Origin of the sequence: Carboxylicivirga marina, assembly GCF_016612505.1 — a bacterium.
In the GTDB taxonomy this organism is placed as follows: domain Bacteria; phylum Bacteroidota; class Bacteroidia; order Bacteroidales; family Marinilabiliaceae; genus Carboxylicivirga; species Carboxylicivirga marina.
Map to the genome: position 1 here is coordinate 186,354 of NZ_JAENRR010000001.1, position 22,853 is coordinate 209,206.

At 38.3% G+C, this 22,853-nt stretch carries 14 protein-coding genes; 5 read left to right on the forward strand and 9 right to left on the reverse strand.

Annotation, left to right across the window (positions count from 1 at the left end; genetic code table 11):
* Window positions 1–11: 11 nt before the first annotated feature.
* From JIV24_RS00735 to JIV24_RS00745, 3 genes are all read right to left on the reverse strand, one after another.
* Window positions 12–3,368, reverse strand: coding sequence for a SusC/RagA family TonB-linked outer membrane protein (locus JIV24_RS00735; protein WP_200463073.1), 3,357 nt, complete (start codon window positions 3,366–3,368; stop codon window positions 12–14).
* 171 nt (window positions 3,369–3,539) lie between these two features.
* Window positions 3,540–4,724: a FecR family protein gene (locus JIV24_RS00740; RefSeq protein WP_200463074.1), complete on the reverse strand. Its 1,185-nt coding sequence runs from the start codon at window positions 4,722–4,724 to the stop codon at window positions 3,540–3,542.
* 387 nt (window positions 4,725–5,111) lie between these two features.
* Window positions 5,112–5,660, reverse strand: a complete 549-nt coding sequence (locus JIV24_RS00745; RefSeq protein ID WP_200463075.1) for an RNA polymerase sigma-70 factor — start codon at window positions 5,658–5,660, stop codon at window positions 5,112–5,114.
* Window positions 5,661–5,910: 250 nt separating this feature from the next.
* Here JIV24_RS00745 and JIV24_RS00750 point away from each other — a divergent pair, with 250 nt between their 5' ends.
* Window positions 5,911–8,484 carry a GLUG motif-containing protein gene (locus JIV24_RS00750; RefSeq protein WP_200463076.1) on the forward strand — a complete coding sequence of 858 codons (2,574 nt, stop codon included), beginning with the start codon at window positions 5,911–5,913 and terminating at the stop codon, window positions 8,482–8,484.
* A 188-nt stretch (window positions 8,485–8,672) separates the two neighbouring features.
* A complete protein-coding gene (locus JIV24_RS00755; RefSeq protein WP_200463077.1) occupies window positions 8,673–11,057 on the forward strand; it encodes a TlpA family protein disulfide reductase in 2,385 nt (794 codons plus the stop codon).
* A gap of 702 nt (window positions 11,058–11,759) precedes the next feature.
* Here JIV24_RS00755 and JIV24_RS00760 read toward each other — a convergent pair.
* Entirely contained in the window at window positions 11,760–12,230 is a 471-nt protein-coding gene (locus JIV24_RS00760; RefSeq protein WP_200463078.1) for a hypothetical protein, read from the reverse strand.
* A 903-nt stretch (window positions 12,231–13,133) separates the two neighbouring features.
* Here JIV24_RS00760 and JIV24_RS00765 point away from each other — a divergent pair.
* A complete protein-coding gene (locus JIV24_RS00765) occupies window positions 13,134–14,747 on the forward strand; it encodes an ABC-F family ATP-binding cassette domain-containing protein (protein WP_200463079.1) in 1,614 nt (537 codons plus the stop codon).
* Between the two features lie 75 nt (window positions 14,748–14,822).
* Here JIV24_RS00765 and JIV24_RS00770 read toward each other — a convergent pair whose 3' ends face one another.
* Window positions 14,823–15,098, reverse strand: a complete 276-nt coding sequence (locus JIV24_RS00770) for a DUF4884 domain-containing protein (RefSeq protein ID WP_200463080.1) — start codon at window positions 15,096–15,098, stop codon at window positions 14,823–14,825.
* A 256-nt stretch (window positions 15,099–15,354) separates the two neighbouring features.
* Between JIV24_RS00770 and JIV24_RS00775 the strand changes: the two genes are divergently transcribed.
* Window positions 15,355–16,089, forward strand: a complete 735-nt coding sequence (locus tag JIV24_RS00775) for a lysophospholipid acyltransferase family protein (protein WP_200463081.1) — start codon at window positions 15,355–15,357, stop codon at window positions 16,087–16,089.
* A gap of 121 nt (window positions 16,090–16,210) precedes the next feature.
* A complete protein-coding gene (locus JIV24_RS00780) occupies window positions 16,211–17,983 on the forward strand; it encodes a hypothetical protein (protein ID WP_200463082.1) in 1,773 nt (590 codons plus the stop codon).
* 39 nt (window positions 17,984–18,022) lie between these two features.
* Here the strand turns inward: JIV24_RS00780 and tilS are convergent, their stop codons facing one another.
* From tilS to pepT, 4 genes are all read right to left on the reverse strand, one after another.
* Window positions 18,023–19,351: a tRNA lysidine(34) synthetase TilS gene (tilS, locus tag JIV24_RS00785; protein WP_200463083.1), complete on the reverse strand. Its 1,329-nt coding sequence runs from the start codon at window positions 19,349–19,351 to the stop codon at window positions 18,023–18,025.
* Window positions 19,352–19,361: 10 nt separating this feature from the next.
* Window positions 19,362–20,663, reverse strand: a complete 1,302-nt coding sequence (locus JIV24_RS00790; RefSeq protein ID WP_200463084.1) for an anthranilate synthase component I family protein — start codon at window positions 20,661–20,663, stop codon at window positions 19,362–19,364.
* A gap of 166 nt (window positions 20,664–20,829) precedes the next feature.
* The gene (locus JIV24_RS00795; protein WP_200463085.1) at window positions 20,830–21,462 is read right to left on the reverse strand and encodes a peroxiredoxin; all 633 of its coding nucleotides are present in this window, start codon (window positions 21,460–21,462) and stop codon (window positions 20,830–20,832) included.
* A gap of 89 nt (window positions 21,463–21,551) precedes the next feature.
* The gene (gene pepT / locus JIV24_RS00800; RefSeq protein ID WP_200463086.1) at window positions 21,552–22,778 is read right to left on the reverse strand and encodes a peptidase T; all 1,227 of its coding nucleotides are present in this window, start codon (window positions 22,776–22,778) and stop codon (window positions 21,552–21,554) included.
* Window positions 22,779–22,853: the final 75 nt, after the last annotated feature.

The following is a 22,853-nucleotide window of genomic DNA, read 5'->3' on the forward strand; positions in this document are numbered from 1 at the left end:
AAAATTAATGGTTAAAAATAGGCTGACATTGCTAATGACATACGACGAGAAAATGGATAACCTAAACCTCTTTCCCTTTTAATCGTTGACCAGTAAAAAATATCCTGCATATTGCACTGAAACCTTAATGAACTCATTCCTAAATTCCGTTTTATCCAGTCTTTACTAGCCTCATATGCAAGGCTAATATTCTGACATCTTAAAACAGCATCGTCCTGCACAAATCTAGAAGAGGCGTATGTTCGGTCATAAATCACCAAATCCCTAAATGAGACCCGGTCACCAGGTTTCGTCCAGCGTTGATCAAATACACGTTGGTCCACATTATACTGTAAATCGGCATTTTCAACCCTTTGGATTAAGGTCTGATTATATCTTTGTCCTCCCCAATGATAAGAGAATGCTAAATTCAGGGTTAACCCCTTATATCGAAACATGGTGCTTGCATTTCCCCTATATTTTGGCTCTTCCTGACCGGCATACACCCGATCTCTTGAGTTCCATTCATAGCTTACTTCACCTTCGCGCGTCACAAATACTTCTTTTCCGGTACTTGGATCAATACCCAATGATGGTACCACATAAATCGCACTTTGAGGGTCACCCTCAAACACTAAACGATTCGGCGTTTCCCCTTTTGCCTGCATCTGAATAGCGGTTTGCTCCTTTAAAGCGTCGGATATTTTAACAATTCTATTTCTATTATGAACCACTCGACCAGTAACACTCCAGATTATCTTTTTGGATGTATTTCTAATTAAAAAAATAGTTGACATCAATTCAAATCCTTTGTTTTGCACCTCACCAAAGTTTTCTGTATAAGCCTTAAAACCATTAGAATATGGCAAATCCCTTACTGAAAGCAGGCTTTCTGTAAACTTATAATATACATCTGCATTGAATTGGAAGCGATTTTTAAACCAGCGCGACTCAAATCCTAAATTATATTGATCGGTTGTTTGCCATTCCAAATCTTCATTGGCAATCCCCATCAATGTACTCCCCATCCATCCAAGGTACCTTGAGTTTCCAAAATATTCATAAGTAGATATAGCCTGGTATGGATCGAATCGTTGCGAACCGACCACACCATAAGAACCTTTCAAACGCATCAAACTCGCACCTCTATCCCTATTAAAAAAATCCTCATTGTGAATATTCCAGCCCAAACCAACAGAACCAAAAGGTGCCATTCGCTTATTGGCTCCAAACTGAGAAGAACCATCCACACGAACAGACATATCTGCTATGAAACGCTCATCGAAAGTATAATTTAAATTACTGGTCAGACCAAAGCGTCGCGTTGTTGATTCTATACCTGAAGGTTTTCGATTGAGTGCATATTGTGCGGCATCTCCGAGGAAATCGAGATTATCCTGCATAAACCCTTCTACATTCACATTATACCTAAACATATTTGATTGTGACATATCGTAGTTCACCCCCAAATAAACCCTGTGTTTCTCAAAAAATAATTTGGTATAACTTAGGGTAGCACTCCCATCTATACTGCTACTTTCTCCTGTTTGATAATCATAAGTCCCTCGTCTGAATAAATTATCCCCTGTAAAAAACTCAAAATCGGTATGAGAAAAGGGCTTGTACTTATCTGAATTAGATATTTGCTTTGAAATACCAAAGCGCGTGCGAAACCTTAATTCCTCTAATATACGCCAATCCAAGGATAAGTTATTGGCTATTCTGGTATAAGCACTTTCATCTATTGTATTTAAAGAGGCATTGTATAAGGGATTATCTGGGTAAGTATCCCATAACTGATTTGAGTTATCCAGGAAACGTACCAGATTACCCTTTTCATCATAAGGTACCCAATACGGATTTAGCTTCGTATAATCAGAAAAGCTTCCATAGGGGCTGTTCTCAGATTTATTCAAACCAATACCAGTTTGGTTTTTAATGATTATTTTCTTATGATAGTAGCCTAGTGTAATATCTCCGTTAAAGGTTTCACGGTTCGAACCTTCCATTACACCAGCAATATAATTGTATCCAGCAGAGGCAGAATAGCGTAAATTTTTATTACCACCTTCGAGTCTTAAATTATGTTTATGTCCAATCCCTGTTCTTGTTGGCTTGGCAATCCAATCAGTTGATGTACCGCTTCTTACTGTAGCCAACACTTGATTATATTTTTCTTTAAGCAATAAATCTTGCCCTGGCTTATAGGGGGAATCATAAAATCCGGCAAGGCGCTCCAGCTCTAGTTTGTCTTCTGCATTTAATAACTGATAGCCTTCCAGGTCCGGCTGTTCAATATTCAAACTTGACTTCAGGTAGACCTTTAGTTTACCTTCTTCCGGATCTTTCAATGTAATCACCACAACACCATTAGCAGCCCTGGAACCATAGATGGCCGTGGCACTGGCATCCTTTAACAAACTAATGGATTGAACCTCTTCATTATTCAGGTCCATCAAGCGCTGCAGGCTGATTTCAAATCCATCCAATATAATCAATGGCGTATTCAAATTTGCACTGGCCTCATTTTGCAAATCATTAACACTTGGCAAACTCGATGTACCTCGAATAGTAATATTTGGTAGTCGGTTCGGATCCGAACCATGTAAGTTACTTTCTTCGATATTAAAGGCAGGATCAATACTTTCTAGTGTACTCAGCAGATCCCTGCTTTCAAATAACTTTAACTCCTTTTCGCCAACTGTGGTAACTGCTCCTGTATAACTTTCTCTTTTCTGCTCGAATATACCAGTCACTACCACCTCTTCAAGTCCTTCACGTTTTTCTTTCATCACCACTTTCATTGGCACCCCACGATCCACCTGATCGAGGGTTTCCATGCCAATAAAAGAGAAGCGTAAAATGTTGTTGGGCATACCACCTGAGCTGATTTCAAAATTACCATCAATATCGGATACCGTTCCAATATTATTGCGGATAACAATGATGTTCACACCGGGAATGGGGTTTCCCTGTTCATCAACAACCTTACCAGTAATATTCTCAGGATATTGCTGCTCCTGTGGAGATACCTTCTTCTTCTTCACAATCACGTAATCTTCAATGATTTCGAATTCAAAAGGCGTCTTTTCCGTTAGTTCCTGCAAAGTTACATCCAGACTAAGCTCCTTTAAGTTTAAATCCAGATTAGCACACTTTTCAACATCCTTTTCATTGTACATAAAGTACATATCCGTTTGACGTTTGAGTTCTTCAAACACCTGACGAATAGAGATGCTTTTCCCCTTAAGTGTGATGCGTTTTGTTTGCATGGCACCAGTCGACATCGGTAATAAAAAGACAATAGCCAATACAAACATTGCCTGCATAAGCATCATCTTTTTCTGATGTCTAAAGAAAAAATGTTTCAACAAATTGTTTTTTTCCATTAGATTGTTTTTACATTATATTTTGAACTGCTTTATTTCACATGCATAGCCTTCGATGCTAAACTTCGTTAGCCCGATAAGCATTCTTATTATTTTGGATTAGTGATTTGCAGACAGTTATGGTGCCGGCTTTTGAATGCCGGCTTTTGTTACTACTGCACGTTTATTTTCTTAGTTTTCTGCACTTATAATAATCACCTTATTACCATCCATGCGGTAATCTATTGGCGCTATCTTCTTAATTAGGTCAAATGAAAACTCAATTGGTTTATGTTTTTTGATGGCTCCGGAAAGCGGAATGCTTTTTAATTCTACCTCACTAAATTCAAAATCAACAGGGTACCACCTACTTAATTGCTTGGTGATTTGTTCCATTGATTGATTTTCAAATCGATATACACCATGAACCCAGGATGTAAACATTTCGGCATCCACCTTGGCAATCCTAACTTGTTTTACGTCCTTATCAACCACAGCCTGATACCCTGGTTCCAAAACACGTTTCACACCTGTGGCACTAACCTCTACACTACCTTCAAGCAAAGTGGTTGTATTTTTAGCATCATCAGTATAGGCAGAAACATTAAACTTAGTACCTAAAACCTTTATAGCCGAATGCGGTGCTTTAACAATAAACGATTTGGATACATGATGAGCTACCTCAAAATAGGCTTCTCCGATCAACTCCACCTCACGCACATCGCCTGTAAATTGCACAGGGTATTTGAGCCTGGACTCAGAGTTTAACCATACTTTCGTATCATCAGAAAGCTGTACCATAAAATCCCCTCCTCGGGGCACTTCAATTTGATTGTATAAGATCTCAGCATTTTCTGTGTCACGCTTCGAATATGAAATACTATTCAACTGCTCTTTCGCCACTGTCGTACCCTTTTCCTCTAACACAGCACCTTCTTTAGTGGTATCCAGAGCCACTGTCATCCCATTAGAAAGCGTTAACAGAACGTGCTCTTGCTTACCGATTTCCTTACTATTTTTTGATAATTGTCGAGTGACATTATCATTTAAGTGAAATAGAAAGAACAGGCTTATTCCCAACACCAATACAGAGGCCGCGGCATATGGTATCCATCTCGATAGCTTCCTTTGACGACCTTCTTTTTTGGAAGACGTAATGCCATCAACTATCGCGTTCCAATTTTTCTCTAATCGAATATCTGCATAAGCTCTTAGAGCACCTGCTTCTTTTAACAAAGCCAATTTTTCGGCGAACTTCCTCTTATGCTCCGGCTTCTCATTAAGCCACAGTTTCAAATCATTCAGCTCATCCTTACTTATGATTTGCTGTTGATAGGCAGTGATTAGACTTATTATGTACTCTTCTGAAAACTTCATTAATTATCTCTTATACTCTTATTATCGTAAATCTTCAAAATGGGTGACAAAAAATTAGGTTTTTTTTTCAGGCAGACCTCGAACCAATAAAGACGATAGTCTTTCCGAAACCACATAAAGAGCTTAACAACTTTAAATACAGGCATTCAGAAAGACTTCACGATAATACACTAATACACCAACGTTATTTCAACACGAAAAACGTTCAGATTTTGACCAATTAAACACATTACCAATTCAGCACATTCAACCATCCTTTGGGAAATAAAACAATACAAATCAGCTAAGTAATTCTATTTAGGCAGGCAAAAGCTTTAATTACATTCCAACAACCAACAACTTTACATTTTCTCTCTAACATGCATGTTCAAGCATTAGTACAATCTTTTAAGGCATCAATATTAGGATTAGGATATCAATAGAACCTCTTAAACGCTTTAAGGCTCTTGAATATTGTGTCTTAACTGTATTTATCGAAATCTCTAAATCTTCAGCCACTTCGGCATATTTCTTCTTCTCAAAAACAATCCCTTCGAACACCAGGCGACAACTCTCAGGTAGTTTATTAACTTCCTTATACAATTTTTCGATCCTCTCCTCCAACTCAACAGGTTCGAATTGCTCTTCTATAATCTCATGTGATAGTGCTTCAACCTCTTCAAATCGATACTTACTCTCTTTCTCAAGGACTTTTAAGGAGTTATTTCTAACGGCGGTGTACAAATATTGCTTAATGGATTTTTCAATGATATAGTTCTTATTATTCCAAACCTTAATAAATACTTCCTGCACCACATCCTCAGCCTTTTCGTAACTATCAAGATACTTGTAAGCATAAACACAGAGAGGCACAAAATACATATCAAATATTTCACGCAGATTCATCAGACTATCATCTCCTGATCTAAATTGCTTATCTTCACCATTAAACCGCATATACGCCCACAAATATATACAAAATTACTGCTTCTGAATTTCCACCACAATAAAACAAGCAGTTAAGCCGTTCATTACAAGACTGCTATTTGCAATAAATCATATCTGGCATCTACATAAAAGAAAATAATTTCTTTTTTTTGTCACCCATTTCTCAAAAAGCGGATAATAAGATTAAAGTATTAGAATAATAAGCTTTGCTAATTATTTGACTACACTTTAATACTATTAATAATCTAAAAGGAATAGAATGAAACAAAGATTTACATTATTATCATTGTGCCTGCTTTTAACAAGCATGTTATGGGCACAAAATCCAGTCGCACCAACACTTGTAGATTCTCAGAGCCCTAATGGCCCTAACAATCCATACCAATTATCTGAGCCAGGACACTTAACTTGGCTTCAAAGTGCCGAGGGAATAATGGATGCGCATTATATTTTAACACAAGATATCACAGCACCTAACGGTTCTGTCTGGGCTCCTATTGGAACCAACACAAACATATTTTCAGGTGTTTTTGATGGCAATGGCAAAAAAGTTTCTAATGTAACTATTAATAATACAAACAATTACAGCGGCTTCTTTGGCTATGTACAAAACTCTCTAATTGAAGATTTAACCATTGAAAATATCACAGTTAATGGAACAGGTTATGTTGCCGGAATGGTTGGATACAATGACGCTGGAGTATTCAGACGCTGTCAGGTATCAGGAGCAATCACTGCCAATAGTTTTTATGTTGGTGGGTTTGCGGCAAAAAATAGCGGAAAGATATTTGCATCACATTCAAATATCGACATTACCTCTACCTACACAGACACCTACTCCGCTTATACAGGAGGTTTTGTTGGATATAGCAGCAATACCGTAAGCCACTGCTATGCAACAGGCTCAATTAACTGCGAGGCACCATCCAAAGTAGCTGGATTTGCCGGTTTAGGAGCCTATATTTACAACAGTTATTCGGCCTGTTCATTTACTAATACAAGCGCCTTTGGTTTTTCAGGGATGTTAGGCTATCGCACATATAATTGTTATTGGAATAAAGACCTTGCCCCAGCAAATACAAAATATGCCCCCGATTATGAGGGTCAAGCAACTTATCCTGATAATGGCTTAACCGAAGGAGAATTCGGCGGATTAAACAATTTCACAGGCTGGAGTGAAAAAGCCTGGGAAATGGTTTTTGATGACATTAACTTTGTGTCAAGACCACAATTGAAATGGCAACTCTATCCAAATACATACTTTTTAACAGTTGATACTGATGACAAAGCAAATACTTTAGGAACTTCTGGAACTGGAATGTACAGCATAGGAGAACAAGTAACTGTTAGTGCAACAACAATGGCAAATTATGCCATTAATGCATGGCTTGTTGATGGGATTGAAGAATCAGGTGCTCAGTATACTTTTAATGTAACTGCAACTTCACCTCAACATTTGACAGGTATTGTTGGTCTGGACAATAGTGTGTTTGCAGGTGGAGAAGGAACTGAAAATGCCCCTTATGAAATCAATAACATTGATCAGTTAATTACTGTTAGCGAGTTCCCAATTGCATGGGATAAGCACTTTGTTTTAACAGCTGACATTGATGCTACATCAACTCAAACGTTAAACGAAAATCCGAATAATGCAGGTACATACTTTGGATTCTCTCCTATCGGGAATAGTACAAGTAATAAATTTACTGGTTCATTTGACGGAAACAACCATACAATAACTGGCTTATATATCAGACAAGGAAGTGTTGCAACTAGACCTGCAGGATTGTTTGGCTATATTGATGGTGCCACAATTACTAATACACACTTAATTAATGTGAACATTTTATCTGGTAATGACGCCTCTGGAACAGGAGCTCTTGTCGGGAATTGCAGCAAATCAAATATAAACAACTGCTCCTCCAGTGGTCAACTATCGGTTAACTACGGCCTAGCAACTTCAACGGATGTAGCAAATGGGAATTACGCAGATGGAGTCATTGGAGGTTTAATTGGTAGTGCAAATGCATCGTTCAACATTGAAAACTCTTATTCAACTGCTAACGTAAAAGCTATACGCAGTGATATGCCTGCTAATCCATACATAGGCACTGCTTATGAAGATTTATATGTTAATATGTGGAATGATCAAACAACTGATTATGCGGGTGGCTTCATTGGTTCCACATATGGCACTGAAGGCCTTATTTCCAATTGTTTTACAATTTCATCGGTAGAAGGCACACACACTTCACTTGGCGGGTTTGCTGGTACAATTAACTCTGGAGTAACTGTTACTAATTGCTATTCAGCTTCTACTTTTGTTAATGCCATTAATGAAGAGTCTGGAGCCGGCCAAGGTGGTTTCGCCGGTGCAATTAACGGCACTATTACCAACTGCTACTGGGATAAAGATGCAGCAGCTTCAACAGTTTCTCCAGGTCTGGATGTAGCCAACGGCCTAGCAACTTCAGCTTTTGCCACTCAATCTAATTTCACAGACTGGAACTTTACTGATGTATGGTCTATTGGTGTTGTAGCGTCTATTGATAATGTGGCTCGCCCTTACTTTGCATCCATGAACCCAACAGCAACAGCTATTGGCGATGAGTTAAAAGCAGCGTTTACTGTTGCTCCTAACCCAACAACTGGTTTGTTAAAAGTAAGCAATGTAGAATATGGCAACACTGTTCAGGTATACAACCTGGCAGGTAGTCTGGTTACAAAAGCGACAGCTTTAGGAGCTGAGGTAACGTTGGATATTACCGAGCAGCCACAAGGCATTTATATTGTAGTATGTGAAGGTAAAACTCAAAAAGTAGTTAAAAAGTAACTAATAGGCCGGGAACCTAAGGTTAATATCTGCTAATGACTGCTGGAGTTAGATTGTCACAACTCCAGTAGTCGGTTAGCGGATAACAAGCCACCAGACATTCTTGTGCTGGTGGCTTTTAATTTCAATACTATTAGTTACCTCTAAACTAACTTTTATGAGCCCCAAAATCATCAAATAGTAACTTCATGAAACAACTTCTTTTAGCAGGCATTGCCTGTTTATTGCTACTCACCAGCTCACACAGTAGCTTCAAAAAGCCAACTTATAGTGCATCTACTGCCAGTTATGTTGAGTTATCGAGAATTACATTGAGTGAGCATTCTACAGTATTGGATTTTGTGGTCAACCATGCACCTGAGCGCAGCATACTGCTCGACTCTACTATTTGTATTCAGAACAGTGAAACAGGCAAAAAATACCCTGTCACAAAAGCCACTGACATTATCTTAGGCGTTAAACAAACGACAGGTAAAAAAGGAATCCTTAAGTACTCATTGCACTTCCCGGCGATTGACCCCAACACAAAAACAATTCATTACATCGGCAACAACTGGAAGCTCTTTGATATTCAATTAAACAATGAGCAACAAAAGCCATTAATCCCCGAAAAACTACTGGGTAACTGGTTGAAACAGGATGGAAGCTACGAATGGGTTTATGGTCTGTTCGAAAAAAGAACCATCTATAAGAATGCTGTTTGGGAAAATAAAACACTTAAAAAGCAATCGGGCTATTACCTGCTAAACATCGAAAATGATAACGAGTCTAAAACACTGTACCTGAAACCTAAAGGAAAACAACTTTTAATTGGCGAAAGCGCTGACAGCTGGCAATTGCACATCCAATCAAGGCTTAACACCCCGAAAAACGATTCTGAAGAAGGTGCTTATCAGTTTTCGGGCATTAAAAACGACACGGCTATTTACAAGGGTTATATCCATGGCTTCCATCCCATGATGGGGCAACGTGCCATGTTATACCTCACCAATATATTCCTAAGCAAATCGGAATACTACTCGGTAGTCATTCAAAAAGATGGCAGCTTCTCAATCAAAGTGCCCATTATGCATGCACAAGAGGCTGTTTTACGATTGAATAATTCAACTTACAGGGTATTACTGGAGCCTGGTAAAGAAAGTTTTCAGTTCATCGATTATACCAAAGATACTGATGTATATGGTGGCAGAACGACTCCTTTAGAACAGAAAACACTTTTTATGGGCGAAACGGCTAAAGTCAATAACGACATTGTAAAAATGGACTCCATCTCATACAAAGGCTACCAGGCCAAGAAAATGTCATTAGATGCAAACCCGGAGGAATACAAAGCTTACTGTCTGGAAGAACTGGCAAATAAGCTGAACGCCATCGAACAGCTTAACAGAGCTTACCCCCTATCAAAGCAAGCCATTGCATTCAAGCAAACCAAGCTTAAATACCAGGTGTATGCTCAACTGTTGGATTACAACCAAAGCAGGACTGATGCCTATAAAAGCAAGCATAATATACCAAGACAGCAAAAACAGATTGACTTAGAGGCTATTCCACTTAAACAATCCTATTTTGATTTTATAAGAGCTAAAGAATTAAACAATCCAGAGGCTTTATTAACTCCAGGCAGTTATGGTTTATTCCTCTCAAAATTAAGTCGCCTGGACGATGTATTGCCTAAAGCTAACTTTATATACAAAGCACTTAAAGATTCATTAATCAACCGAAATAGTGAAGTCAGTGGTGAAGAATTGGAGCTATTAAAGACCTTATCAAACGCTAAGTCAAAAGATGAGGCTGTTCAAACAATCAACTCAAAGATGAAGGTATGGGTTGGGTTCTATCGAAAACATGTTGATCTTATCAATAAAGTGGTTCATGACTCATATGATGCACAGTTTTCAAATAACTTAAAAACCTATTTGAAGTTGGAAGATGGTCTGGCTAAGGACATTCTCTTTTCTCAGTTAAATGCTGTTCGTCTGACCAAAAACAAGAGCCTACCCAATACAGTGGTGGAGGAACACCTGAAAACGATTGTGGTTGACCAGACAATCGAACAGATTTTACTGGATTTTTACCAGGTAAAAGCTACAGAGGCAGCCACCCTGCGAAAAATTAAGGCCGATAAGACTGCTGCCCGTATCGTTGAAACACCCAAAGTAAAAGGTGGTGTACTACTTGATGGCATTATGCAAAAATACAAAGGCCAACTTGTTTATGTTGACTTTTGGGCCACCTGGTGCGCCCCCTGTATGAATGGCATAAAAAAAATCGCCCCTCTTAAAGAAGAGTTAAATGGTCAGAACATTGCATTTGTTTACATTACCAACGAGTCATCACCTAAGAAAAACTGGCTTTCAAGTATCCAAACCATTAAAGGCGACCATTATCGCTTAAATAAGACGGAATGGAATCACCTTAAATCACAATTTGCCATAAAAGGCATCCCACGCTATATGTTGGTCAATAACGATGGTCAATTAGTGGATGATAATGTTGGGCATTTATCCAATAAGGAATTAAAAAAGTTATTTAAAAAACATGGTGACAGCACTAAGCTTGTCAATATAGAATAGAAGGTTTATAGGTTGGGTTAATAAATGGTGAGAAGCTGCTCAGAAATTATGATAATTTCTGGGCAGTTTTGATTTATTGTTTCAATTGTACTAACACCTTACCTTTACGCTATCACGACAGAATCACGTTAACTACCGTCTCAGCTCTATAACTCCCCTGCATCTTTCATTTAAAAAGAAATTTCATGTAGGATATACGCCTTGCACGATAGACGTCCCCTCCAAAAACCATTAAGCTCTAATTAAATAGCTCAATGACTCCTAAGTTCCACCTTCAAGCTCCGAATCCAATGCTAAAAAGCACCGGATTAAATAACATTTGCTCTGGTATCAATGCCCGAGTGCAATGATTTTATTCCCCGATTGCAGCGAATTAATTCCTTAAAGCCTCCGGTTTAATACCTCAAGGCAGCAATTTTATAGTTTGCAGCCTGGAAGCTGAAGTATTTTCAGAGAATGGTAAAGCTCAAAAGCAATTAGTCCACGGCCATCAGGCATCTGCTTTGGAGCAAAAAGAATTCAAGATGAAGAAAAAATAAATAAATGCAGAGTAATAATTCGGATGGGCAGAGCTGGAAGAACGAAGTATGGAGCTTGTGAAATTTGGTTCTGGAGCCTACAGAAGAAGTGTCAGTGCTAAGGAAGGAATTTATGACCCTATAAAAAAATAATCCAGAGGTCTGCTTCCGGATTATCTGTTATTTAATCTATTGTTTCCTGCTTTTTACGTCGGCCTGGAAAACGTGTACGCAAATCGTCATAGATTTCTTTGGCGCCCGGCACATTATTTTTGGAAGCCATCTTTGCGTTATTATAAAATAACAAAGCCTGTGTATAAGCTTCACTGCCCGCCAACATAGCAGTGTCATTAATCTGACTCGCCATTTTTCTTAAAAGACTTTCAATGGGCAACAAGCCAGTCGCATCAGCTACATCAATATCAAAATCTTCCTGAGTGGCATATGAAGGACGCAACTCCGGCCTTTGTTGGCTGTATTCGTGCGAATTAACCACAAATGCGAGTGTCTTTTCCCCCATCTTTGGCAATGATATACGCTCCTCTTTAGTAAGCGTAATCATATAATTCTTCATCAAGGCATTCACTTCATTTAATTTAGCTACTGCCTGCTCAAGCACATCACTTGGTATGCTTGTGGTGTGATTATTCTTCATAAATTTCTATTTTTGTGAAAATTCAACATTTGCGGAACACATTGGCCCGAAAGTTGGCAGACCCAAGGCCTATTGTGCTCCGCGTTTTTAATTAGCAACATGAATTAACAAAATATATTAATGACGATATCGCTCGACTTGACGAATGCACACAATACATTTACAAACCCCTCAATTTCTTTGACTAAAGTGGATTACTGTTAATTCCTAGCTACTTCATAACCTTATTGTGTTAAGTATGAAAATCATAACTACTCCTGTAACAACCACTTAGCTTACTCACACAGTACAGGCCTTTATTCAACATGACTTTCATCAGCAAAATTCCCAAATCCAATCAATAAGTTTGCGTCACCATGATGAACTATAAGGTTTATAAATAATAAGTAGGACGATTAAAACTGAACTTACTTACAACACAATAGATTAACCCGGAAAGTATCGACTTTTCGGGTTTCTTATTTAAAATTCCTGTGACAGAATACACTATTATTCCTCAAGAATAAACTCCAATATACGATAGGTGCGGAGTTTCAAGAGGTTCCTCTTATAGTCAACAGGAAAATTGCTTTTAAGAATTCTTGTTTTCAACTCAAGCCGTTGAGGCTTTCCCTTTTTGCCTCCAGCTCAAAAAGGGAAGAAAAAAGCCGCCGACTCAAGCACTCGTTTACCCATTTAGGCAACATAACGGGAAAAATTTAAAGATTAACAGCTTGGTATCAAATTTTTCTTTCCTTTATTTATGCCAATGGGGCCCAAACTGCGCTGCTTAGGTCGGTATTACCAAAAAAATGAAAAATCCCTGCTATAGGTAACAGATCATTCCAACCTTTTTTAACACTCACAAAACGGCTATTACATTAATTCTTCCTACTTTTGCGCCCTGAAAAATCAAGTTATATCATGATAACAGTATCAAACTTAGCCATACAGTTTGGCAAAAAGCCTTTATTCTCAGAAGTGAACCTAAAATTTACTCCTGGTAATTGCTATGGATTAATTGGTGCCAATGGCGCAGGTAAGTCTACATTTCTACGCATCCTTGCCGGTGATTTAGATTCTACTTCCGGAGGCATGAAAATGGAGCCAGGCGAACGCTTATCTGTTCTTCGACAAGACCACTATGCTTACGATGAATTTACCGTTTTGAATACGGTGATGATGGGGCATAAAGAGATGTGGGAGCTCATGCAGGAAAAAGATGCTTTATACATGAAAGCTGATTTTAACGAAGAAGACGGCATGAAGGCTGCGAAGCTTGAAGACGAATTTGCTGCCATGGCTGGCTGGAACGCTGAGAGTGATGCTGCTGAACTATTGAGCGGATTAGGCATTAAAGAAAAATTACACGGTCAGGAGATGAAAAACCTGACGGGTAAGGAAAAAGTGAGAGTATTGCTGGCACAGGCTTTATTTGGCAATCCGGATAACTTATTACTCGATGAGCCTACCAACGACCTTGACCTTGAAACGGTTCTTTGGTTAGAAAACTATTTAGCCAACTTCCAGAATACAGTGATTGTAGTATCTCACGACCGTCACTTCCTTGATAATGTTTGTACCGATATTGTAGACATTGACTATGGCAAAATTCGCATGTTCTCTGGTAACTATACTTTCTGGTACGAATCGAGTCAGTTAGCTGCTCGTCAACAAGCTGCTCAGAATAAAAAAGCTGAAGAGAAGAAAAAAGAATTACAAGAGTTCATTTCTCGATTCAGTGCCAATGTAGCAAAGAGCAAGCAAACCACCAGCCGTAAAAAGATGTTGGACAAGCTAAATTTTGCTGAAATACAACCATCTACACGTCGATATCCAGGAATTATATTCCAACCATCACGACCTGCTGGTGACCAGATTTTACGCGTTGAAGATTTAAGCTTCTCGATTGAAGGCGAAGTCATGTTTAAAGACGTGAGTTTTAACATTGAGAAAGATGAGAAGGTCGTATTTATCTCACGCGATAACCGTGCCGTCACAGCCTTTTTCCAAATTATCAATGGTGAGAAAAAAGCTGAAACAGGCAATTTTGAATGGGGACAAACCATTACAAGCGCCTACCTTCCAATGGATAATACTGAGTATTTCCAAAAAGAAATGAAGCTCTATGACTGGTTAGGTCAATTTGCCAAAGATACATCTGAAGACTATATGCGTAGCTTCCTAGGTAAGATGCTATTCTCAAACGATGATATCGAAAAGAAAGCATCGGTATTATCTGGTGGTGAAAAAATGCGCTGCATGATTGCCCGCATGATGATGGAAGAACCAAACGTATTGATTCTTGATCACCCAACAAACCACCTCGATCTGGAATCAATTCAGGCCTTTAACAACAATATGAAATCATTTCCGGGGCAGATACTAATGGCATCGCATGACCATGAATTTATTCGCACAACATGCCATCGTGTAATTGAGTTAACGCCCAATGGAATAGTTGACAAGTTAATGGACTTTGAAGAATACCTTGCTGACGAAAACATTAAAGCTATTAGGGAAGCAAAATACGCTTAAGCACACAACAAACCGATATATTTACAATAAGGGAAAGGGTAAGACATGTAGCTGTTTTACCTTTTTTTTGATAAACTATTTCTGTTTTAACTCATCGACTTCTCTTACTGAATTCGTTATGACTGTTGAATCATTGGGTACGATGGTCACATCGCTATTAACATTTGTAAAATAAACATAGGTACCCTTATCGTAAAATCGATACACCTTACAACCATCATGTTCAAACAGGTAAGACACATTATAACCGGCATTATTCTCCGATGGTGAGTAGCTTATGGGTTGTTGAATAGTACATGAATATAAACCAACAGCCATACAACTAATCAGTGGGTAAATCATCTTCTTCATAAAAATATAATTAAGGGTTAAACTGCATTTTATCAAACATCGGTTCGGAGCTTACTATATACTGCCAAATCAAAATAACACAACCTATAATACGTACTCCGGCACGCTCAATTCCATCAAAAATAAAGCCAAGAATTACTGCATCTGCTTTCTGTGTTCAATGACCTATGTGATTAAGTAATAATTATGAAGTTTCACACCTAATTTTTCGCTGTTTTTTCGTTTTTTTGCCCTATCAATATAAATAAAGTAATCAATGAAAGTATTTCTCGGATACCTCTTAACTCCATTTTTTCATCTTTATTACGGATTAGTGTTGGTCATATTCCATCCTTTTCAGGTATTAGGTCACAAATTATTCGGTGATCATGCTCGTCGTAAAGTGGTTGATTCTCTGAATTTTTTCCTGATAAAGGGATTATTTTTAATGGGATGTAGAGTTAGGTTCTTTGGATTTGACGCATTGCCAGAAGGGCGACCAGTCATCATTGTTTCAAACCACCAAAGTCTTTATGATATACCTGCTATTGTTCATGGTTTTAAAAAGTACTATCCCAAATTTATTTCAAAAATTGAACTGGGAAAAAATCTACCAAGTATCTCATATAACCTTATACATGGAAAATCAGCTTTAATTGACCGTTCCAATGGTTCTCAATCAATCAAAGAAATTTTTAAACTTGGTCGGTTAATACAAGACAATAACTTTGCAGCTTGTATATTTCCTGAAGGTACACGAAGTAAAAATGGGCGTGTAAAAAAGTTTAAAATCCCTGGTGTGAGCACTCTTTTGCGAGCGGCTCCTGATGCGATCATCATACCATTTGTCATTAATGGACATAGCAAAATGATGTACAAAGGAATGTTTCCTTTAAAATTTGGAGAAAAAATTACCTATACAGCATTGGCCCCGATAGAACCGAAAGGGAAAGATATTGAACAGCTGATGTCTGATATTCAGCAATTAATTAAAGCGGAACTCGAACAATAGTATCGACCAAACGATAAAATTATTCTAATTTATTGAAATTTAATAAGAAACGACCCTCGGGTCGTTTTTTTTGTACCCATTAATAACGTATCTTCGCTATCTTAATTAACCATAACAATCAATGGATTTATTAAACAAACACACTTTCCACATTCCGGTGTTAGGCTTAGGTTATACACTCGATACACCTATCAATGTGGCGCCTTATGGTATTTCATCTGTAATATCATTAGTAGATGACAGTTTAATGGAGCAGATGCGCGAGTTTTATTGTAACAAATTTGATTTGCCATTTAAAGCTATTTCTGAAAAAGCAGAAGATTTTAGAGCTAAACGCATCACATCATACTTAAACATGGTGGATGACATTGTTAGCAATAAAGTTGCAGACCTGAAGAAAACAGCTTACGAGAAGAGTGAAGAGTTAGAGAAGTATTTTGATATGCTTCCTGATTTTGCATCCATAAAAGAGAAATTTAATATTGCTGAAAAGAGCCGTCAGATTAAAGAAGAGCTAGGCAATTGGATTCAGGAACACTTACCAATTGGAGATATTGATGTTAACATCATGACTAAATTGGATAAAGTTAACTCTAAGAATGGCGAAGAATTACCAATTGAATATAACGACGCTCATGCTGCTGTAAGAGGCTTTGCTAACAGCCAGTTAAGTTCATCTTTGGTATTGTCGGCAGGAATGAGTCCAAGACTTTATAGCTATTTAGAAAAATTCAAAGATTTCTTTCCTGATATCAATGGGCAGCTTAAAAAGAAAATCATCTTAAAAGTTAGTGACTTTCGCTCGGCGTTGGTACAAGGTAAAATGCTTGCTGCAAAAGGACTTTGGGTTTCTGAATATCGCATTGAAAGCGGTGTAAACTGTGGCGGGCATGCATTCCCAACCAATGGTGTTTTATTTGGGCCTATTCTGGATGAATTCAGAACGAATCGCGATAAACTACTTGATACTTGTAAAAGCGTATACGAATCAGCACTTGCTAAAAAAGAACTGACAGCACCTGCCTCAACGCCTTCGATAAAAGTAACTGCTCAGGGTGGCGTTGGCTCCAATGAAGAGCATAACTTTTTAATGGACCACTACGAGATGGATGGCGTAGGTTGGGGAACACCATTTATGCTGGTTCCGGAAGCTGTTAGCATCGATACCAAAACTTTAAACCTGCTTAAGGAAGCTAAAGAGAAAGATCTATACTTCAGTGGATTGTCGCCTCTTGGCGTACCATTCAACAGTATTAAATGGGCTTCGATGAGCGAACAACGCTTGACTAATGCTGAAAATGGCAAGCACGGAATGCCATGTACTAAGCAGTTTTTGAAATACAATACTGAATATACCGAGAAGCCAATTTGTACAGCATCAACTCAATACAAGAAAAAGAAATTGGCAGAGCTCAATGAGCAGAACTTGCCTTCTGAAGCATATCAAACAGCATACGATACAATTACTGAAAAAGAATGTTTGTGTGTAGGCTTAGGTGTTTCTTTGCTTGAGTCAAAAAACATTGAAGTTGGGCCGACCGATAAGGTAACTGTTTGTCCGGGACCAAATTTGGCTTATTTCTCAAAAGAAGCAAGCCTAAAAGAAATGGTGGATCACATTTATGGTCGTATTAACTTATTAGATAAGCGCCCTCGTCCACACATGTTTACAAAAGAACTGGGCATGTACCTTGATATCTTTAAAAAACGTGTTGAAAGTTTCTTATCAAATCCAGAAAACAACAAAGAAAAGAAGCAGTTAACAGCTTTTCAGAAAAACATTTCGGATGGAGTTAAGTATTATACCGATTTGTTTCAGGAAAAGAAAAAGGAAGTCGTTTCAGAGATTGAACAACTAATTGGCAAATATCCAATTATTAATAAAGAATTATAGTAGACAAGACCTTAAGGCTTAAAAACCTTAAGGTCTTTTTTATTTCAATTCTATCTCTAAAATTCGTTTAGTCCTATTGGTTACTTTAAAGCGATCATCGATTCGCCTGCCCAGTACCCAAACAATATCCTCGCCACTCTCCATCAACCAGGCATCTTCTTTATCTTTGAGGCTATACTTTTCATCAATAAAAAAGTCGCTAAGCTTTTTAAAACCTGTCATACCAAGAGGCATAAATGAGTCCGCCTTCTTCCACTTACGCACCAACAAGGGCAAGTCAACCAAGTCTGCATCTAAATGTATTAGCCCGGCATTACGCGAAAAACGGAAACCTTTAGGTTTATCATACACCTGAATAATCATCGATACCTCCTCATGGTTATCTCCTTCTTCAACCCAAAAATGCTGCACTCCAACTTCTTCAATGGGCAATACCAGCAAATTATGACGATCCTTAATTAATCGATACGAATCACTAAAAAATTGCTTGCCAGACAAACCATGCAAATGGTCAATCACTTCTGCGACAACGGCTGAATTAAAACCATATGGCCGAAGCACTTCAAATAACAAAGATGAATAGTGTGGATAATTCTCCAACTTAGAAATGGGAATAATCACTTTATCATCTTCATCAACAACATCAGTTTCCTGAAACCGCTCAACTTCACTTTTGAGCATTAGCTCTGCATCTTTCAGATGAGCCAGGTTAGACTGCATAGTATCAAAAAAGACAGGGTTGATAGATTCCAATACCGGTACGATATCGTGACGGATTTTGTTACGAATAAACTTTGTATCGTCATTAGATTCATCGTGGCAATAGGCAATCTTATTAACCTCACAATAGGTTTCGACAGATGCTCGCGGATAATCAAGCAAAGGCCTGATTATATTTCCATTTCGATAGCTAATTCCACTTAACCCTCTTAATCCGGTTCCACGAACAAGGTTTAGGAAAAATGTTTCGATGGAATCGTTACCATGATGACCTGTCACAATAGCATCCAGATTATGCTCATCGAGTAAAGATGAAAACCAATTGTAACGCAGTTCACGAGCAGCCATTTCTATTGAAATCTTCTTCTCACGAGCATAGGCATTTGTTTGAAATACGGTGGTAACAAGTTTTACATTCTTGCTGTTGCAAAAGCCCTTAACCAATTGCTCATCAGAATCAGAATCAGAACCTCTCAACTGAAAGTTACAATGCGCAGCTATCAACTTATAACCACCCTCAATAAGTAGGTTTAGTAATGCCATTGAATCAGCACCACCACTAACTGCTACCAGCAGCTTATCCTCACTAGCAATATGACACTTACTTTCAAGAACGTGCTGTATATTTTTGAAGCTGAGCTTATCCATTTAAATAGGCTTAGTGTTTAATATTAAAAACCTTCATTATGGCTGAAGCTTTTAGTAAACATTCATCATATTCATTTTGCGGATCTGATTGATTAGTAATAGCACCACCAACCATAAAAGAGGCACATTGTTTCTTTTGGTTATAAAGAATACTTCGGATGACCACATTGAAGTCAAAATCACCATCGGGTGTTACATAACCTACTGCTCCACTATACACACCGCGTTTACTACTTTCATACTGTTCAATTAATTGCATGGCACTAATCTTAGGAGCACCGGTCATCGAGCCCATCGGAAACGATGTAGTGATGGCATCAATCCACGATTTATCGCCATCGAGCTCAGCCGAAACAGAGGAAATCATTTGGTGAACCTGCTTAAAGGAATAGATACCACACAGTTCGTCTACATTAACGGAACCACGCTTAGCTACTCTCGACAAGTCATTACGAACTAAATCGGTAATCATTATATTCTCAGCCTGTTCTTTTTCCGACTTTCTTAAATATTGCTTGTTAGCATTATCGATAAACCAGTTTGGATCACGTGGCGAAGTACCTTTTATCGGCTGTGAAACAAGACGACTTCCCTCCTTTTTTAAATATCGCTCGGGTGAAGCGCCCATTAAAAATTTATCATGATACTTTACAAAGGATGCAAATGGCGTTGGCGAAACTTCTTTAAGTCGTTGAAATACACATTGTGGAGCCAAATCAATATCCTGAATAAAAAATTCCATGCAATAATTTAACTCGTAAATATCGCCACGCTGAATGTGCCACAACACCTTCTCAATAGCCTCTAAATACTCTTTATGAGATACTTGATGATTGAGTTTAATATTCTCAAGAACATCCTCAGGATAGCAAACATCGTTTAAATCATCGATATAAGCCAGTGCTGATTCCTCGGTATCATAATCATCTAAATAGCCTAACTGCCATTTTATGCCATCTGACAGAAACAAATAACGGGGACGAAAGAAATACAGATCGGGCATCTCTATTCTGTCAGGATTACTTGACGATAACTGCTCCAATTGATTCTTTAAATCATAGCTTAAAAAACCTAATATCCAATCATTACATTCATCTTGAAAAAGCTTTAATTGGTGTATATCGTTGATACACTCCGCCACACTTTGCAAGCCTGCAACAAAATCATAATTCCTGGTACTTTGAATACATGCCTGTGCTTCAAATCCATTGGCATCCAATACAACAGCAGCGCCTTCGTTTCGTGAAGCCTGACATAGTTGCTGTTTAAATAAATCTTCATCTTCAGGATGAATCTCAAGGTACTTGCGCATGACGCAAAAGTAAGAAAAAAACGAGTGTTAATGATTCTAGCAATAACATGAAACTTATCAAATAAGAAAGGAAGCTTTAAAACTTAGATTAACGCATACTTGAAAGTGGAATAACAAAAAAAGCACCTCCAAATGGAGATGCCTTCAATTAAGTATACTGCTTTTATTACTTGCTTCCTAAATAATCTGCAATACCATCTTGCGTAGCAGTTAAGCCCTTGTCACCTTTATGCCAGTCGGCCGGACAAACTTCACCATTTTCTTCGAAAAATTGTAATGCATCAACAATACGAATGGCTTCCTCAACACTACGTCCAAGAGGCATATCATTCACAACCTGATGACGTACCTGACCTTCTTTGTCGATTAAGAATAGTCCACGGTAAGCCATTGGTGTACCGTTAAATACAATCTGACCATCGTCGTTGTAGTCATACTCACCGGCTAACACATCATAGTTTTCAGAGATAGTTTTGCTGTTATCAGCAACCAAAGGATACTTTACGCCTTTGATACCACCATCTTTAGGTTCAGTTTGTAACCATTTCCAGTGAGAGAACTCTGAATCAACAGAAACACCAACCACTTCAACGTCACGCGCCTCAAACTCTTTCATTTTATCCTGGAAAGCGATAATCTCCGTTGGGCAAACGAAAGTAAAATCGGCAGGGTAAAAATACAAAATCACATACTTCTTACCTTTATACTGCTCCAATGAGAAATTCTCAACAATTTCTCCTCCATTAACAACAGCGCTAGCGCTAAATGCAGGGGCTTGTTTTCCTACTAATACAGCCATAATTTTATTATTTTAATCGTTAAACTTATTTCCTTTAAAAGACAAATCACACTTCAAACAAAAATGCTTGAATGATGTTCAACGATTCTTTACTTTTTTGCTACTAATTCAGAAATTTTAAGAATAACCTCTACTGCCTTCTGCATACTTTGCACAGGCACAAACTCAAAACGACCATGAAAGTTATGCCCACCTGCAAAAATATTTGGACAAGGAAGTCCCATGTATGATAAGCGCGAGCCATCAGTACCTCCTCGAATTGGCTTTACAATTGGCTTTACACCAACCTCTTCCATTGCCTCTTTAGCATAGTCAACCACGTGTATCACTGGCTCAACTTTCTCACGCATATTATAATATTGGTCTTTAATTTCAACTGTAGCTGTGCCTTCACCGTATTCCGCATTAATTTTATTAATCAGGTGTTGCATTTCGCGCTTACGGTCATTAAATCGCTCACTTTTAAAATCACGAATAATATAAACCATTTCGGTCTTCTCTACATCGCCATTGAAAGACATTAAATGATAAAACCCTTCGTAACCTTCAGTGTGTTCAGGCGTTTCATGGCGAGGCAACATGGTCATAATCTGGTTCGCAATACGAATGGAATTACGCATCTTATTCTTCGCATAGCCCGGATGTACCATCCTGCCATTCACAACTACCTTTGCTCCGGCAGCATTGAAATTCTCATACTCCAGCTCACCTATTTCAGAACCATCAAGAGTATAGGCAAACTCAGCACCAAACTGCTCTACGTTAAAATGATCCGCTCCTGCCCCAATTTCTTCATCAGGTGTAAAACCAACACGAATTTTACCATGTTTTATCTCCGGATGTTTGATCAAATATTCGGCAGCCGTTACAATCTCGGCCACACCAGCTTTGTCATCAGCTCCCAAAAGGGTTGTTCCATCAGTCATCACCAAATCCTGCCCCAGGTATTTTTCTACTTCCGGAAAATCAGAGGTTTTTAATGTGATCCCTTCAGCTTCATTTAGTACAATGTCGCCACCCCTATAGTTATTTATAATACGTGGTTTTACATTCTTTCCCGAAAAATCAGGACTTGTATCCATATGTGCCACAAAACCGATAACAGGAATATTTTCGTCAGTAGTTGCAGGAACAGTTGCCATTACATAACCATTCTCATCCAGAGTCACATCCTCTAACCCTATCGTTTTCAACTCTTCAGCCAATAATTTGGCAAATTCCATCTGACCTGGTGTTGAAGGCGTTAAACCAGTATCGGTATCTGATTGTGTATCAACAACCACATATTTCAAAAATCGTTCTAATACTTGTTCCATATATTTAAAACTGATAGCTATTAGCGAATAGCTGCTAGCCGGTGTTAATTTTAATATTTCAATTGTCTGATATCT

Coding starts and splice junctions, on each gene's coding strand:
- JIV24_RS00770 (WP_200463080.1), bottom strand. CDS start 15,098: ATGAAGAAGATGATTTACCCACTGATTAGTTGTATGGCTGTTGGTTTA.
- JIV24_RS00775 (WP_200463081.1), top strand. CDS start 15,355: ATGAAAGTATTTCTCGGATACCTCTTAACTCCATTTTTTCATCTTTAT.
- JIV24_RS00735 (WP_200463073.1), bottom strand. CDS start 3,368: ATGGAAAAAAACAATTTGTTGAAACATTTTTTCTTTAGACATCAGAAA.
- tilS (WP_200463083.1), bottom strand. CDS start 19,351: ATGGATAAGCTCAGCTTCAAAAATATACAGCACGTTCTTGAAAGTAAG.
- JIV24_RS00795 (WP_200463085.1), bottom strand. CDS start 21,462: ATGGCTGTATTAGTAGGAAAACAAGCCCCTGCATTTAGCGCTAGCGCT.
- JIV24_RS00745 (WP_200463075.1), bottom strand. CDS start 5,660: ATGCGGTTTAATGGTGAAGATAAGCAATTTAGATCAGGAGATGATAGT.
- JIV24_RS00760 (WP_200463078.1), bottom strand. CDS start 12,230: ATGAAGAATAATCACACCACAAGCATACCAAGTGATGTGCTTGAGCAG.
- JIV24_RS00750 (WP_200463076.1), top strand. CDS start 5,911: ATGAAACAAAGATTTACATTATTATCATTGTGCCTGCTTTTAACAAGC.
- JIV24_RS00790 (WP_200463084.1), bottom strand. CDS start 20,663: ATGCGCAAGTACCTTGAGATTCATCCTGAAGATGAAGATTTATTTAAA.
- pepT (WP_200463086.1), bottom strand. CDS start 22,778: ATGGAACAAGTATTAGAACGATTTTTGAAATATGTGGTTGTTGATACA.
- JIV24_RS00740 (WP_200463074.1), bottom strand. CDS start 4,724: ATGAAGTTTTCAGAAGAGTACATAATAAGTCTAATCACTGCCTATCAA.
- JIV24_RS00765 (WP_200463079.1), top strand. CDS start 13,134: ATGATAACAGTATCAAACTTAGCCATACAGTTTGGCAAAAAGCCTTTA.
- JIV24_RS00780 (WP_200463082.1), top strand. CDS start 16,211: ATGGATTTATTAAACAAACACACTTTCCACATTCCGGTGTTAGGCTTA.
- JIV24_RS00755 (WP_200463077.1), top strand. CDS start 8,673: ATGAAACAACTTCTTTTAGCAGGCATTGCCTGTTTATTGCTACTCACC.